The organism is Streptomyces lydicus (genome assembly GCF_000717345.1).
Lineage (GTDB): Bacteria > Actinomycetota > Actinomycetes > Streptomycetales > Streptomycetaceae > Streptomyces > Streptomyces lydicus.
The window spans coordinates 106,210-121,621 of the sequence record NZ_JNZA01000008.1 but is presented as its reverse complement, the minus strand read 5'-3'; the positions used below and the strand labels follow the sequence as shown (position 1 = coordinate 121,621).

General features: G+C 73.0%; 13 protein-coding genes. 9 read left to right on the top strand and 4 right to left on the bottom strand.

Annotation, left to right across the window (positions count from 1 at the left end; translation table 11 throughout):
• Positions 1-213: 213 nt before the first annotated feature.
• The 4 genes from OO62_RS08990 to OO62_RS08975 all read left to right on the top strand — a co-directional run bounded on the left by OO62_RS08990 (position 214) and on the right by OO62_RS08975 (position 2,889).
• Positions 214-852, top strand: a complete 639-nt coding sequence (locus tag OO62_RS08990) for an AIM24 family protein (RefSeq protein ID WP_033266745.1) — start codon at positions 214-216, stop codon at positions 850-852.
• Positions 852-1,514, top strand: coding sequence for an AIM24 family protein (locus OO62_RS08985; RefSeq protein WP_033266744.1), 663 nt, complete (start codon positions 852-854; stop codon positions 1,512-1,514). The genes OO62_RS08990 and OO62_RS08985 overlap by 1 nt, the downstream gene beginning before the upstream one ends.
• Positions 1,511-2,284 carry an AIM24 family protein gene (locus tag OO62_RS08980; RefSeq protein WP_033266743.1) on the top strand — a complete coding sequence of 258 codons (774 nt, stop codon included), beginning with the start codon at positions 1,511-1,513 and terminating at the stop codon, positions 2,282-2,284. Before OO62_RS08985 ends, OO62_RS08980 begins: the two co-directional genes overlap by 4 nt.
• Before the next feature lie 128 nt (positions 2,285-2,412).
• Positions 2,413-2,889, top strand: coding sequence for a MarR family winged helix-turn-helix transcriptional regulator (locus OO62_RS08975; protein ID WP_033266742.1), 477 nt, complete (start codon positions 2,413-2,415; stop codon positions 2,887-2,889).
• An 89-nt stretch (positions 2,890-2,978) separates the two neighbouring features.
• On the opposite strand, the gene OO62_RS08970 is transcribed toward OO62_RS08975, so the two are convergent.
• The gene (locus OO62_RS08970) at positions 2,979-4,391 is read right to left on the bottom strand and encodes a sensor histidine kinase (protein WP_033266741.1); all 1,413 of its coding nucleotides are present in this window, start codon (positions 4,389-4,391) and stop codon (positions 2,979-2,981) included.
• Positions 4,392-4,422: 31 nt separating this feature from the next.
• The gene (locus tag OO62_RS08965) at positions 4,423-5,115 is read right to left on the bottom strand and encodes a response regulator transcription factor (protein ID WP_033266935.1); all 693 of its coding nucleotides are present in this window, start codon (positions 5,113-5,115) and stop codon (positions 4,423-4,425) included.
• Positions 5,116-5,247: 132 nt separating this feature from the next.
• Here OO62_RS08965 and OO62_RS08960 point away from each other — a divergent pair, with 132 nt between their 5' ends.
• The gene (locus OO62_RS08960; RefSeq protein ID WP_033266740.1) at positions 5,248-5,889 is read left to right on the top strand and encodes a PepSY domain-containing protein; all 642 of its coding nucleotides are present in this window, start codon (positions 5,248-5,250) and stop codon (positions 5,887-5,889) included.
• A 56-nt stretch (positions 5,890-5,945) separates the two neighbouring features.
• Here OO62_RS08960 and meaB read toward each other — a convergent pair whose 3' ends face one another.
• Positions 5,946-6,905, bottom strand: coding sequence for a methylmalonyl Co-A mutase-associated GTPase MeaB (gene meaB, locus OO62_RS08955; RefSeq protein ID WP_033266739.1), 960 nt, complete (start codon positions 6,903-6,905; stop codon positions 5,946-5,948).
• A 53-nt stretch (positions 6,906-6,958) separates the two neighbouring features.
• Positions 6,959-8,134 (bottom strand): acetyl-CoA C-acetyltransferase, encoded by a 1,176-nt coding sequence (locus OO62_RS08950; RefSeq protein WP_033266934.1) that lies wholly within the window; start codon positions 8,132-8,134, stop codon positions 6,959-6,961.
• A 173-nt stretch (positions 8,135-8,307) separates the two neighbouring features.
• Here OO62_RS08950 and mce point away from each other — a divergent pair, with 173 nt between their 5' ends.
• The 4 genes from mce to OO62_RS08930 all read left to right on the top strand — a co-directional run bounded on the left by mce (position 8,308) and on the right by OO62_RS08930 (position 15,409).
• Positions 8,308-8,748 carry a methylmalonyl-CoA epimerase gene (gene mce / locus OO62_RS08945; protein WP_033266738.1) on the top strand — a complete coding sequence of 147 codons (441 nt, stop codon included), beginning with the start codon at positions 8,308-8,310 and terminating at the stop codon, positions 8,746-8,748.
• Between the two features lie 208 nt (positions 8,749-8,956).
• A complete protein-coding gene (gene scy, locus OO62_RS08940; RefSeq protein ID WP_033266737.1) occupies positions 8,957-13,207 on the top strand; it encodes a polarized growth protein Scy in 4,251 nt (1,416 codons plus the stop codon).
• 113 nt (positions 13,208-13,320) lie between these two features.
• Positions 13,321-14,259 carry a coiled-coil domain-containing protein gene (locus OO62_RS08935; protein WP_033266736.1) on the top strand — a complete coding sequence of 313 codons (939 nt, stop codon included), beginning with the start codon at positions 13,321-13,323 and terminating at the stop codon, positions 14,257-14,259.
• A gap of 142 nt (positions 14,260-14,401) precedes the next feature.
• Complete coding sequence (locus OO62_RS08930; protein ID WP_033266933.1) at positions 14,402-15,409, top strand: ABC transporter ATP-binding protein; 1,008 nt, start codon at positions 14,402-14,404, stop codon at positions 15,407-15,409.
• Positions 15,410-15,412: the final 3 nt, after the last annotated feature.

Genomic DNA, 15,412 nt, shown 5'->3' with positions numbered 1-15,412 from the left:
GCAGCGCCGTCTTCTGGGGGTGGAGGTCGGGCGACGGGCGGGGCGATTGTGCAAGAGTTCACAAGCGTCGCCCTATTGTTACAGCCGCCCCGGTGCGCACCGCCCACGGGGGACGTGAGCGTGGTCACCCGGGCGGGCCCCGGGGAGATATCCGGGCGGCGTCAGGGGCGAGGGGTCTGCCCCGCGCGGGCCGGGCCGACTACCGTCTGACCCGTGGCTCAGTTTCGGCTCCAGGGGAGCAAGGTGCTCGCCGTCGACATGACGGGCGATGCCGTCAAGGCGAAGAACGGTGCGATGGTCGCGTACGACGGCCAGATGGCCTTCAAGAAGATGACCGGCGGCGGCGAGGGTCTGCGCGGCATGGTCACCCGGCGGCTGACGGGGGAACAGATGGCCGTGATGGAGGTGAAGGGCCACGGCACCTGCTACTTCGCCGACCGCGCCAGCGAGATCAACCTGGTGCAGCTGCGCGGCGAGAAGCTCTACGTGGAGGCCAGCAACCTGCTGTGCACGGACGCCGCGCTGCGCACCGGCACGACCTTCACCGGTCTGCGCGGCGCCTCGCAGGGCAACGGCCTGTTCACCACCACCGTCGAGGGCAGCGGCCAGGCGGCGATCACCTCGGACGGGCCGGCGGTGGTGCTGCGGGTCACCAAGCAGTACCCGCTCCAGGTCGACCCGGGCGCGTACGTGGCGCACACCGGCGACCTCCGCCAGCACTTCCAGTCCGGGGTGAACTTCCGCACGTTCATGGGAGAGGGCTCCGGCGAGGCGTTCCAGATCCGCTTCGAGGGCGAGGGCCTGGTCTACGTCCAGCCCAGCGAGCGCAACACCGTGGGCGGTGAGGTCTGATGCCGTTCGAGGCCCTCAACTCCCGCATGGTGCAGGCCACGATCGCGCCCGGCCAGCGGATGTACAGCCAGCGCGGGGCGATGCTCGCCTACCGCGGCGAGGTGCACTTCACCCCGAACATCCAGGGCGGCCAGGGCGGCGTCGGCTCGATGATCGGCCGCCGGATCGCCGGTGAGGCCACGCCCCTGATGACGGTCGAGGTGCCCGCGGGCCGTACCGCCACGGTCATGTTCGGCCACGGCGGCCACCACGTCCACGTCGTCGACCTGACGGGCGAGACGCTCTACGTCGAGGCCGACCGGCTGCTGGCCTTCGACGGCTCGCTCCAGCAGGGCACGATGTTCATGGGCTCGCAGGGCGGGGTGATGGGCATGGTGCGCGGCCAGGTCACCGGCCAGGGCCTGTTCACCACGACCCTCAAGGGCGTCGGCTCGGCCGCGGTGATGGCGCACGGCGGCGTCATCGAGCTGCCGATCACGCCGCAGCGCCCGGTCCATGTCGATCCGCAGGCATACGTCGCCCACCGCGGCGAGGTCCGCAACAAACTGTCCACCGCGCTCGGCTGGCGCGACATGGTGGGCCGCGGTTCCGGCGAGGCGTTCCAGCTGGAGCTGTCGGGCCAGGGCACCGTCTACGTCCAGGCGTCGGAGGAGAAGCTGTGACCGGTCCCGTTGTCCACGACGTCGCGTCGCTCCCCGCCGATGACAACGTCAATCCGTACGCCTTCAGCGTCGATCTGGACGGCCAGTGGTTCCTGCAGAAGGGGAAGATGATCGCCTACTACGGGCAGATCGACTTCCACGGCATCGGGCACGGCCGGCTCGACCGGCTGATCGCCGGAAGTTTCCATTCGCCACTGCACGCCGCGGACTGGGTCGTCGCCGAGGGCCGGGGAAAGATGCTGCTCGCGGACCGTGCCTTCGATGTGAATTCCTTCGATCTCGACGAGGGCAACCTCACTATTCGCTCCGGCAACCTGCTCGCGTTTCAGCCATCTCTGTCGCTGAAGCAGTCGATCATCCCGGGCTTCCTCACGCTCATCGGGACGGGCAAGTTCGTGGCCGCGTCCAACGGGCCGGTGGTCTTCATGGAGCCGCCGATCCGGGTGGACCCGCAGGCGCTCGTCGGCTGGGCGGACTGCCCCTCCCCCTGCCACCACTACGACCACCAGTACCTGCGGGGATTCCTGGGCGGGCTGCGGGCGCACACCGGCATCGGCGGGGCGTCCGGCGAGGAGCACCAGTTCGAGTTCGTCGGCGCCGGCACGGTCCTGCTCCAGTCGACGGAGCAGCTGATGCCGGAGCTGGCGACCGGCGCGGTGCCGACGGAGGCGGGGGTTCCGGGCAACGGCGGGCACGTCCCGCAAAGTGGCTCACAACTGCCCCAACTGCCCGGCAACCTCGGGAGCCTCCAACGCCGCTTCGGGCTGTGAGCGGTAGTCTGCGGACGGTGACCTCGAACGTCTGACCCACACCGGCCCCGGCCGGCCGACGTCACCACTCGCAACGATTCCCCAGTGCAATTAATTCATTATTCAACTTTTACGGATAGAATTCCTCCATGACGACCGACAGCGACACCCCCTGGCTGACCGACCAGGAGCAGCGTGCCTGGCGCACCCATCTGGACGTCAGCAGGCTGCTGATGCACCAACTGGAGCGCGATCTCCAGCCGTTCGGGCTCACGAACAACGACTACGAGATCCTGGTCAACCTCTCCGAGGCCGAGGACCACCGGCTCCGGATGAGCGACCTGGCAGCCAGCACCCTGCAGTCCAAGAGCCGTCTCTCCCACCAGATCACGCGGATGGAGAACGCCGGACTGGTGCGCCGCGAGAGCTGCGAGTCGGACCGTCGTGGCCTGTACGCGGTGCTGACGGAGGAGGGCTGGGAGACCATGCGCCGGGTGGCCCCCCACCACGTCACCTCGGTCCGCAAGCACTTCATCGACCTCTTCGCCTCCGAGGACCTCGAAGCGCTGCGCACCTCCCTCGCCCCCGTGGCCGAACACCTGCGCGCGCACCGCGGCGGCCTCTGACCGGCGCCCCGCCCCGCCCCGGCCCCCGTAGGGGCTCCGGGGCACCCCGCGGCCCCGCACCGGGGGCCGCGGCGCCGGCGCGCGGCGGCTCAGCCCGCCACCGGCAGCCGCAGCTCGAAGGCCGCCCGCTCGCGTACCGCCAGCGAGCCGCCGTGCCGCACCGCCACGTCCCGCGCGATGGCCAGGCCCAGCCCGGCGCCGCCGTCGTCCCGCGCCCGCGCGTCGTCGAGCCGTACGAACCGCTCGAAGATCCGCTCCCGTTCGGCCTCCGGCACCCCGGGCCCGTCGTCCTCGACGCGCAGCACCGCCCACGCCCCGTCGCGCACCACGGCCACCTCCACGGACGAGGCCGCGTGCCGCTGGGCGTTGTCCAGCAGGTTGCCCAGCACCCGCCCCAACTGGCTCCGCGAACCCGCCACTTCCAGGCCCTCCGACGGGCCCACCCGCACCGGCACCCGGTCCCCGGCCCGCTGCGCGGTCTCCTCCCGCACCAGCGCCGCCAGATCGACCCGGCCCCCCGCGGGCCGCTCCCCCGAGTCCAGCCGGGCCAACAGCAGCAGATCCGCCGCCAGCCGCTGCAGCCGCACGGTGTCCGCCACCGCGCCCGGCACATCGAGCAGCTCCGGGTGCGCCACCCCCACCTCCAGCTGGGTGCGCAGGCTCGCGATCGGGCTGCGCAGCTCGTGCGAGGCGTCCGCGACGAACCGCCGCTGCCGCTCGACGCTCGCCTCCAGCGCCGCGAGCGTCTCATTGGTCGTCCGCGCCAGCCGCGCGATCTCGTCCCGGGCCGCCGGCTCCGGCACCCGCCGCGACAGGTCCGTACTGGCCGTGATCGCCGCCATCTCCGAGCGGATGCCCTCCACCGGGCGCAGCGCCCGCCGGGTCACCAGCCAGGTCACCCCGGCCACCACCACGAGCAGCAGCGGCAGCCCGATCAGCATCGCGTCGCGCACGGACCCGACGGCCGCGCGCTCCGGCGCCAGCGCCGACCCGGCCCGCACCGTGGCCTTCTCCCCCCGGCCGTCCTCGGCCTCGACCGCCGCGAACCGGTAGTCGGCGACCGTGCCGTCGACGTCCGCGGTCCCGTCGCTCTGGTGCACGTCGTCGTCGACCTCGCCGGGCCGCAGCCCGCGCGCGTCGTCCTCGTCGGCGTCGTCGTCGGACGGCTGCCCGGCGCCGGTGTGCCCCGCCCCGGTCCGCGCCCCGTCCACGGACCTCCCGTCGACCGCCCGCACCTCGTCGCCCACCGCCAGCACCCGGCCGTCCTCGTCGGTGACCACCACCGGGTGCTCGTCGCCGTCCGGCAGGTGGAGCCGGTCGTACGGCGTGCCCGTGGCGATCTGCGCGGCCACCTCGCGCGCCGCGACCTCCGCCTGGAGCCCGGCCTGGCCCTGGAGATTGCCGCGCAGCACCAGCAGCACCGCGGTACCCGCCGCGATCAGCGCCAGTGCCACCACCACGGTCGCACCGGCCGCCGCCCGGGCCCGTACGGAACCCGGCACACCGGTCCGCCGCCCCGGGGAGGCCCCCGCCCTAGTCACCGGCCACCAGCCGGTACCCCGCGCCGCGCACCGTCACGATGCGCTCCGCGCCGAGCTTGCGCCGCAGCGCGCTCACATAGACCTCGATGATGTTGACATCGCCCTCGTACGCGAAGTCCCAGACGTGCTCCAGGATCTCCGCCTTGGAGACCACCTCGCCCGCGCGCACCGCCAGCTGCTCCAGCACGGCGAACTCCTTCGCGGTCAACGCCACTTCGGCGCCGCCCCGCTCGACCCGCCGGGCCCCCTGGTCGACGGTCAGCGGCCCCACCCGCAGCACCGGCTGCGCGCTCCGCCCACGCCGCCGCAGCAGCGCCTTCACCCGCGCCACCAGCACCACGTACGAGAACGGCTTGGTCAGATAGTCGTCGGCACCGGTGTCCAGCCCCTCGGCCTCGTCGTACTCGCCGTCCTTGGCGGTCAGCATCAGGATCGGTACGTCGTTCCCGGCCGCCCGCAGCGCCCCGCAGACGCGGTAGCCGTTCATGCCGGGCAGCATGATGTCCAGCACGACCAGGTCGTAGCCGCCCTCGCCCGCCCGGTGCAGCCCTTCCAGGCCGTCGTGCACCACGTCGACCGCGTAGCCCTCGGCCCGCAGGCCCTTCGCGAGCGACAGGGCCAGGCGCTTCTCGTCCTCCACGAGCAGGAGTCGGAGCGGGGGGCGGTGAGCGGCGGGAGGGCGCATGGCACCCAAGCCTGCCAGCCCGAACCTGAAGATCACTTCAGCCGGCTTCAGCTCCCCTTCAGGTCCGCTCGGCCAGTGTGGTGGCACAGCGTTCGCACAGCGCTGGCACCGCCGAACTCAGGGGAGAGACACATGAAGCGCCACCTCGTCATCGCCACCGCCGCAGCGGCCGCCCTGGTCGCCGGCGGCGCGGTCACCGCCGTCGCGGTCAGCGGGGGCGGAGCCCCGTCCGGACCCTCCGACGCCCCGTCGCGGCAGGCGGCCGGCCCCGGGCGGCCCGGCACGGAGGACGCCCGTGAGGCCGCCGCCGCGAAGGTGACCGCGCCGCAGGCCGCGGCCGCCGCCCTGAAGGCCGTACCGGGCACCGTGACCGGCCTCGACCTGGACCGCGACCGTCCCGGGCTGGTCTGGGACGCGGACGTCCTGGGCAAGGACGGCAAGTGGCACGAGCTGACCCTCGACGCGGGCGACGCCCGGGTGCTGAACCAGCACGTCGAGCAGGGGGACGACGACGACCACACGCGGGAGCAGGCGGCCCTGAAGACCGCCCGGACCGACGCCGCGGGCGCCGCCCGCACGGCCGCTGCGGCGCACGGCACGGTGACCTCCGTCGAGCTGGACGGTGACCACCGGGCCCGGGCCGTCTGGGAGGTCGAGACCGTCGGCAAGGACGGCAAGGAGCACAAGCTGCTGGTCGACCCGGACAGCGGCAAGCTGACCACCGCGCCGGCACACGACGCGGACGACGACGACAACGACGGCGCGGACGACTGACGCCGTACGGGCCGGCCGGGGGCCGCGCGGGCGGCCCCCGGGCCTCGCCGGGCGGCTCAGCCCCCGTTCGTCAGCCCGTCCACCAACTCGTCCGCCGCCCGGTAGGGATCGGTCTCGCCGGCGACGATCCGCTCGGCCAGGGCATCCAGCCGGCGGTCGCCGCTCAGGTCCCCGATCCGCTCGCGCAGCGCGGTCACCGCGATGGTCTCGACCTCGTGGGCGGCCCGGGCGCGGCGCCGCTCGGCCAGCACGCCGTGCTCCTCCATCCAGGCGCGGTGCTTCTCCAGGGCCTCGACGACCTCGTCGACGCCCTCGGAGCGCTGGGCGACGGTCTTGACGATCGGCGGCCGCCAGTCGCCGGGCGCCCGGGACTCCCCCAGGCCCAGCATGTGGTTGAGCTCCCGGGCAGTGGCGTCGGCGCCGTCCCGGTCGGCCTTGTTGACGACGTACACGTCGCCGATCTCCAGGATTCCGGCCTTGGCCGCCTGGATCCCGTCGCCCATGCCGGGCGCCAGCAGCACCACGCTGGTGTCGGCCTGCGAGGCGATCTCCACCTCGGACTGGCCGACGCCGACCGTCTCGACGAGGATCACGTCGCAACCCGCCCCGTCCAGCACCCGGATCGCCTGCGGCGCGGCCCAGGCCAGACCGCCCAGGTGGCCCCGGGTGGCCATCGAACGGATGTAGACGCCGGGGTCGGAGGCGTGCTCGCTCATCCGGACCCGGTCACCGAGCAGCGCGCCGCCGGAGAACGGGGAGGACGGGTCGACGGCGAGCACGCCGACCCGTTTGCCCGTCTTGCGGTACGCCGTGACCAGCGCGGAGGTGGTGGTGGACTTCCCCACTCCGGGCGAGCCGGTCAGGCCCACCACATAGGCGTTGCCGGTGAGCGGCGCGAGCGCCGCCATCACCTCGCGCAGCTCCGGCGCGGCCCCCTCCACGAGGGAGATCAGCCGTGCCACCGCCCTCGGCCGGCCCTGCCGTGCCTGCTCCACCAGCTGGGGGACGTCCACCATCGCTGCCCGTCTCCTTCGGCTCGCTCGTCCGCGTCCGGCCCGCCCGTACGCGCTTACTTACCCGGTACGCGAATGATCAGCGCGTCGCCCTGACCACCGCCGCCACACAGCGCCGCGGCACCCACGCCGCCGCCGCGCCGGCGCAGCTCCAGTGCGAGGTGCAGCACGATGCGGGCGCCGGACATGCCGATCGGGTGACCCAGGGCGATGGCACCGCCGTTGACATTCACCTTTTCGGGGGACACCCCGAGATCCTTCATCGACTGCACCGCGACGGCCGCGAACGCCTCGTTGATCTCGATCAGGTCAAGATCCTGGACGGTCAGTCCCTCCTTGCCCAGCGCGTGGTTGATCGCGTTGGACGGCTGGGACTGCAGCGAGTTGTCCGGGCCCGCGACGTTGCCGTGCGCACCGATCTCGGCGATCCACTCCAGGCCCAGCTGCTCGGCCTTGGCCTTGCTCATCACCACGACGGCGGCCGCGCCGTCGGAGATCTGCGAGGAGGTGCCGGCGGTGATCGTGCCGTCCTTGGCGAACGCCGGGCGCAGCTTGCCCAGCGACTCCGCCGTGGTCTCCCCGCGGATGCCCTCGTCCTTGGCGAAGACGACCGGCTCGCCCTTGCGCTGCGGGATCTCCACGGGGGTGATCTCGGCCTCGAAGAGCCCGTTCTTCTGGGCGGCGGCGGCCCGCTGGTGGGAGCGCGCGGCGACCTCGTCCTGCTCCGGACGGGCGATGCCCAGACGGGTGTTGTGCTTCTCGGTCGACTCGCCCATGGCGATGCCCTCGAAGGCGTCGGTGAGGCCGTCGTGGGCCATCGCGTCGAGCATCTCGACGGCGCCGTACTTGTAGCCCTCCCGCGACTTGGGGAGCAGGTGCGGGGCGTTGGTCATGGACTCCTGGCCGCCGGCGACGATCACGTCGAACTCGCCGGCGCGGATGAGCTGGTCGGCCAGCGCGATGGCGTCGAGGCCCGAGAGACAGACCTTGTTGACGGTCAGCGCGGGGACGTTCATCGGGATGCCGGCCTTGACTGCCGCCTGGCGCGCCGGGATCTGCCCCGCCCCGGCCTGCAGCACCTGGCCCATGATCACGTACTGCACCTGGTCACCGCCGATGCCCGCCCGGTCCAGCGCCGCCTTGATGGCGAAGCCGCCCAGATCGGCGCCCGAGAAGGTCCGCAGGGACCCCAGGAGCCGGCCCATGGGGGTGCGCGCGCCCGCCACGATCACTGAGGTGGTGCCGTTCGTGCCGTTCGTTTGAGACATGCGATGCGGCCTTCCTTTGCAGGGAAGTTAACGAGGGTTCCCGTCAATGTACTGAGCGGTACGCCCGGGGTCACCGGCAAGCCGGTGTGATCGCGCGCACGTTGCGTAACCAGCTGTGCGAGCGGTGCACTGGACTCATGCTGACGCGAATCGACCACATCGGGATCGCCTGTTTCGACCTCGACACCACTGTCGAGTTCTACCGTGCCACGTACGGCTTCGAGGTGTTCCACACCGAGGTCAACGAGGAGCAGGGCGTGCGGGAAGCCATGCTCAAGATCAATGAGACGTCCGACGGCGGCGCCTCCTACCTCCAGCTGCTGGAGCCCACCCGCGAGGACTCCGCGGTGGGCAAGTGGCTGGCCAAGAACGGCGAGGGCGTGCACCACATCGCCTTCGGCACCGCGGACGTCGACGGTGACTCCCAGGACATCCGCGACAAGGGCGTACGGGTCCTGTACGACGAGCCCAGGAAGGGTTCGATGGGCTCGCGGATCACCTTCCTGCACCCCAAGGACTGCCACGGCGTACTCACCGAACTCGTCACCGCCGCACCCCCTGCCGGGACGGAGCACTGACCTTCGCGTTCCCCGGCCGGTAGAGTGCACCTTCGGCCGGGGTACGGAAGTGGGGCTCGGCCCATACTCTGCCGATGATCTGACACCATTTCTTCGGAAGGGTCAGCTCCGATGGGCGCGAGTCCGGTACGACGTGACGTGTACGGGACGATCGCCGCAGGACCGGGGCCGGCCGCCACCATGACCAGGGGACGGATGGGACCGCGCAGTGCGGGGCAACGACCGCTACGAGGCTGACGACCACCTCTCGCAGTTCGAAGCCGAGATGGAGCGGCTGAAGACCGAGCGGGACAAGGCCGTCCAGCACGCCGACGACCTCGGCTACCAGGTCGAGGTGCTGCGCGCCAAGCTGCATGAGGCGCGCCGCAACCTCGCGACCCGCCCTGCCTACGACAACCTCAGTCATCAGGCCGAACAGCTGCTGCGCAATGCGCAGATCCAGGCGGACCAGCTGCGTTCGGACGCCGAGCGCGAGCTGCGCGAGGCGCGGGCACAGACCCAGCGGGTGCTGCAGGAGCAGGCCGAGCGGCAGGCGCGGCTGGAGGCCGAGCTGCACGCCGAGGCGGTCAGCCGACGCCAGCGCCTCGACGAGGAGCTCAACGAGCGCCGGCAGACCGTCGAATCGCACGTCAACGAGAACGTCGCCTGGGCCGAACAGCTGCGCGCCCGTACGGAGTCGCAGGCCCGCCGGCTGATGGAGGAGTCGCGGGCGGAGGCCGAGCAGGCGCTGGCGTCCGCACGCGCCGAGGCCCAGCGGCTGGCCGACCAGGCCAGGGAACGGCTGGGCACCGCGGCCGAAGAGGCCCGCGCCGAAGCGGAATCCATCCTGCGCCGGGCGCGTACGGACGCCGAGCGGCTGCTGAACGCCGCCTCCGCCCAGGCCCAGGAGGCCACCGACCAGGCCGAGCAGCTGCGCACCACCGCCGGCACCGAGTCGGAGGAGGCGCGCCGCCAGGCCGCCGAGCTGACCCGCACCGCCGAGGCCCGGATCCAGGAGGCGGACGCGGCGCTGCGCGAGGCGCGCGCCGAGGCGGAGAAGCTCGTCGACGAGGCGCAGCAGGCCGCCGGCAAGCGGCTGTCGGCCGCCGAGTCGGAGAACGAGCAGCGCACCCGCACCGCCAAGGCGGAGGTCGCGCGGCTGGTCGCCGAGGCCACCAAGGAGGCCGAGGCACTCAAGGCCGAGGCGGAGCAACTGCGCGCCGACGCCCGCACGGAGGCCGAACGGCTCGTCGCCGAGGCGCAGGAGGCCGCCCGGTCGAAGGCCGCGGAGGACTCCGCGGCGCAGCTGGCGAAGGCCGCGCGGACCGCCGAGGAGGTGCTGACCAAGGCGTCGGAGGACGCCAAGGCCACCACCAAGGCCGCCGCCGAGGAGGCCGAGCGGCTGCGCCGCGACGCGGAGGCCGAGGCCGACCGGCTGCGCGAGGAGGCGCACGACACCGCGGCCCAGCTCAAGGGCGCGGCGAAGGACGACACCAAGGAGTACCGCGCCAAGACCGTCGAACTCCAGGAGGAGGCACGGCGGCTGCGCGGGGAGGCCGAGCAGCTGCGGGCGGACGCGGTCGCCGAGGGCGAGCGCATCCGCAGCGAGGCCCGCCGGGAGGCGGTCCAGCAGATCGAGGAGGCGGCGGGTACCGCCGAGGAGCTGCTCGCCAAGGCCAAGTCCGACGCCGAGGAGACCCGTTCGGGTGCCGTCTCGGAGAGCGAGCGGGTGCGGACCGAGGCCATCGAGCGCGCCTCGGGGCTGCGCCGGCAGGCCGAGGACGCGCTGGAGCGGGCCCGCAAGGAATCCGAACAGCTGCTCACCGAGGGCGCCGAGGCCGCCGAGCTGGTGACCGAGGAGGCCGAGAAGGCCGCCGCGAAGCTGCGCGCGGACGCCGAGGAGGCCGCCCAGGAGCGGCGGGCCGAGGCCCAGGCGGAGCTGGACCGGCTGCGCGACGAGGCGGAGGCCAAGGTCACCGCCGCCGAGGAGGCGCTGCGCGAGGCCCGCGCGGAGGCCGAGCGGCTGCGCCGGGAGACCCAGGAGGAGGCGGCCCGGCTCAAGGCGGAGGCCGCCGAGCGCCGCCGCACGCTCCAGCAGGAGGCCGAGGAGGAGGCCGAGCGGCTGCGCAGCGAGGCCGCGGCGGACGCCGCGGCGGCCCGCTCCGAGGGCGAGTCGGTGGCCGTACGGCTGCGCAGCGAGGCGCAGGCGGAGGCCGAGCGGCTGAAGTCGGAGGCGCAGGAGACCGCCGACCGGGTGCGTGCGGAGGCGGCGTCCGCCGCGGAGCGCACCGGCACGGAGGCGGCCGAGGCGCTGGCCGAGGCCCAGGAGGAGGCCGCGCGGCGCCGCCGGGAGGCCGAGCAGCTGCTGGGCGAGGCCCGCGAGGAGGCCCACCAGGAGCGCACCTCGGCCCGCGAGCAGAGCGAGGAACTGCTCTCGTCGGCCCGTACCCGGGTGGGCGAGGCGCAGGAGGAGGCCGCGCGGCTGGTCGAGGAGGCGGACCGGCGGGCCGCCGAGCTGGTGGCGACGGCCGAGCAGACCGCGCAGCAGGTGCGGGAGTCGGTCGCGGGGCTGCACGAGCAGGCCGGTGAGGAGATCGCCGGGCTGCGTTCGGCGGCCGAACACGCCGCCGAGCGTACGAAGTCGGAGGCCCAGGAGGAGGCGGACCGGGTCCGGAAGGACGCCTACGAGGAGCGCGAGCGCGCCTCGGAGGACGCCGTGCGCACCCGTCGCGAGGCGCAGGAGGCGTCCGACGCCGCGAAGTCCCTTGCGGAGCGGGCGGTTTCGGAGGCCATCGAGGAGGCCGACCGGCTGCGCGCGGAAGCGGCCGGGGTGCTGGACGAGGCCCGCCGGGACGCCAACACGGCGCGCACCGAGGCCGCCGAGCAGGCCGACCGGCTGGTGTCGGAGGCGACCGCGCAGGCCGAGAAGCTGGTCGCGGACGCCTCGGCGAAGGCGCAGCAGCTGCGCACCGACGCCTCCGACGCGCTGGCGGCGGGCGAGCAGGACGCGGCCCGGGCCCGTGCGGAGGCGCGGGACGACGCCAACCGGATGCGCACGGACGCCGCGGAGCAGGCGGACCGGCTGATCAGCGAGGCCCGTACGGAGGCCGAACGGATCGTCACCGAGGCCACCGAGCTGACCTCTTCGGCGCAGGACGACGCGGACCGTACGGTCGCCGAGGCCCAGCAGGCCGCCGAACGGCTGCGCGCGGAGGGCGAGCAGCAGGCCAGGGCGCTGGTGGCGGAGGCCACGGACACGGCCGAGCGGCTGCGGGCCGACGCCGCCGAGGTGCTGGAGGCCGCCCGCAGGGACGCCGAGCAGATCGGCGACGAGGCGCGCAAGGCGGCCAACAAGGCGCGTTCGGACGCCGCGGAGCAGGCCGACGAGCTGATGTCGGAGGCCGCGACCGAGGCGGAGCGGCTGCGCACCGAGGCCGCCGAGACCACCGCGGACGCCGAGCGGGACGCGGACCGCACCCGGGCCGACGCCCGCGAGCAGGCCGACCGGATGCTCGCGACCGCCACCGCGGAGGCGGACCGGCTGCGGGCCGAGGCGGCCGAGACCGTCACGGCCGCGCAGGAGCACGCCAACCGCACCCGTAACGAGTCCGCGAAGATCAAGGAGGACGCCGAGGCGGCCGCCGAGCGGACCCGCAACGAGGCCCAGCAGGAGGCGGACCGTCTGCTGGACGAGGCCCGCAAGGACGCCGCCAAGCGCCGTGGGGACGCCGCCGAGCAGGCCGACCAGCTCGTCGCCAAGGCTCAGGAGGAGGCACTCAAGGCCGCCACCGCCGCCGAGGAGCAGGCCGACACGATGGTCGGGGCGGCCCGCAAGGAGGCCGACCGGATCGTCACGGAGGCGACGGCCGACGGCAACAGCCGGGTGGAGAAGGCGCGTACGGACGCCAACGCCCTGCTGGAGGAGGCCCGCGGCGACGCCACCGCGATCCGGGAGCGCGCCGAGGAGCTGCGCCAGCGGATCGAGTCCGAGGTGGAGGAGCTGCACGAGCGGGCCCGCCGGGAGTCCGCGGAGGCGATGAAGAACGCCGGCGAGCGGGTCGACAAGCTCATCGCGCAGGCCACCGCCCAGCAGGTGGAGGCCGAGGAGAAGGCCGACCGGATGATGTCGGACGCGAGCAGCGAGGCGAGCAAGGTCCGGATCGCGGCGGTGAAGAAGGCCGAGGGCCTGATCAAGGAGGCCGAGAACAAGAAGGCCGAGGCGGTGCGCGACGCGGAGCGGATGCGCGCCGAGGCCGAGGCGGAGGCCGCCCGGATCGTGGACGAGGGGAAGCGGGAGCTGGAGGTCCTGGTGCGCCGGCGCGAGGACATCAACGCCGAAATCTCCCGCGTTCAGGACGTTCTGGAAGCCCTGGAGTCGTTCGAGACACCGGGCGGGGGCGGCGAAAACAAGGGCAACGGGGTGAAAGCGGGCGCGGGCGCCGGTGCAACTCGATCGAGTGGCAAGCAGTCTGAAGGGTAGCCACTCAAATGAGGGGTCATTCTCCAGATCAAACGGGCAATGACTCGATGACACGCCGTTGTGACCCCTAGGATTCTCCTTATCACCTCACCGGTCTCTTCGACAGGAACCCCATGAGCGACACTTCCTCCCCCTTCGGCTTCGAGCTCGTGCGGCGTGGGTACGACCGCGGTCAGGTGGATGACCGCATCACGAAGCTCGTCGCCGACCGCGACAGTGCACTGGCCCGCATCACGTCGCTGGAAAAGCGGATCGAGGAGCTGCACCTCGAGACGCAGAACGCCCAGGCGCAGGTCAATGACGCCGAACCCTCCTACGCGGGCCTCGGCGCGCGCGTCGAGAAGATCCTCCGGCTCGCCGAGGAGGAGGCCAAGGACCTGCGTGAGGAGGCCCGCCGGGCCGCCGAGCAGCACCGCGAGCTGGCCGAGTCGGCCGCCCAGCAGGTCCGCAACGACGCGGAGGCGTTCGCCGCCGAGCGCAAGTCGAAGGCGGAGGACGAGGGCGCCCGGATCGTCGAGAAGGCCAAGGGCGAGGCGTCCACGCTGCGCTCCGAGGCGCAGAAGGACGCGCAGTCCAAGCGCGAGGAGGCGGACTCCCTCTTCGAGGAGACCCGCGCGAAGGCCGCGCAGGCCGCCGCCGACTTCGAGACCAACCTGGCCAAGCGCCGCGAGCAGTCCGAGCGTGACCTGGCCTCGCGTCAGGCCAAGGCCGAGAAGCGGCTCGCGGAGATCGAGCACCGCGCCGAGCAGCTCCGCCTGGAGGCCGAGAAGCTGCGTACGGACGCCGAGCGCCGGGCCCGCCAGACGGTGGAGACCGCGCAGCGCCAGGCCGAGGACATCGTGGCCGACGCCAACGCCAAGGCGGACCGTATCCGCAGCGAATCCGAGCGCGAGCTGGCGGCGCTGACCAACCGCCGCGACTCGATCAACGCCCAGCTGACCAACGTCCGCGAGATGCTGGCCACGCTGACCGGTGCGGCGGTCGCCGCGGCCGGTGCCCCGGGCGACGAGGAGGGCGTCTCCCGCGGCGTCCCGGCCCAGCAGAGTCGCTGAACCGTCGCAAGGTTTCACCTCCGTACGACCGAGCCCCCGTACCGCCCGCTGAGGCGGTCACGGGGGCGTCGTCGTACAGGGGGTCAGCCGGGCGGCCCCGTCCCGGTGGCAGGGCCACCGGGGCGCGCCTAGCGTGCTGTACATGATCGAGCTTGCGGGGCTGACCAAGCACTACGGCGACACGGTCGCCGTGGACCACCTCACCTTCACGGTGCGGCCGGGCATCGTCACCGGCTTCCTCGGCCCCAACGGTGCGGGCAAGTCGACGACCATGCGGATGATGCTCGACCTGGACAACCCGACGTCGGGGACGGTCCGGATCGACGGCAAGCACTACCGGCAGCTCCAGGACCCGCTGACGTACATCGGCGCGCTGCTGGAGGCGAAGGCGGTGCACGGCGGCCGCAGCGCCGCCAACCATCTGCTGTGCCTGGCGCAGAGCAACGGCCTCCCGCGCAGCCGGGTCGGCGAGGTGCTCGACATGGTCGGGCTGAGCTCGGTGGCGAGGAAGCGGGCGAAGGGCTTCTCGCTCGGCATGAGCCAGCGGCTCGGCATCGCGGCCGCGCTGCTCGGCGACCCGCAGGTGCTGCTCTTCGACGAGCCGGTCAACGGCCTCGACCCCGAGGGCATCCACTGGATCCGCAACCTGATGAAGAACCTCGCGGCCCAGGGCCGTACGGTCTTCGTCTCCTCCCACCTGATGAGCGAAATGGCCCTCACCGCCGACCACCTGGTCGTGATCGGGCAGGGCCGGCTGATGGCGGACACGTCCATGAAGGACTTCATCCACCAGAACTCCCGGTCCTACGTCCGGATGCGCTCCCCGGAGCAGGAGAAGCTGCGCGACGTGCTGCGGGGCGAGGGGATCCACGCGGTGGCGGTCGGCGACGGCTCGCTGGAGATCGACGGGGTGCCCGTCGAGCGGCTCGGCGAACTGGCCGCCGCCCACCGCCTCGTCCTGCACGAGCTGAGCCCGCAGCACGCCTCGCTGGAAGAGGCGTTCATGCGGCTGACGGCCGGTTCGGTGGAGTACCACGCGCACGACGGCGACCCGGTACCGGCGCAGGCCGGCCTCCCGCCGGAGTCGCCCCCTCAGGGGGAACCCCAGCCGGCCGGCTGGGGCGCGGACTGGCAGAAGAAGAGGAGCTGACGG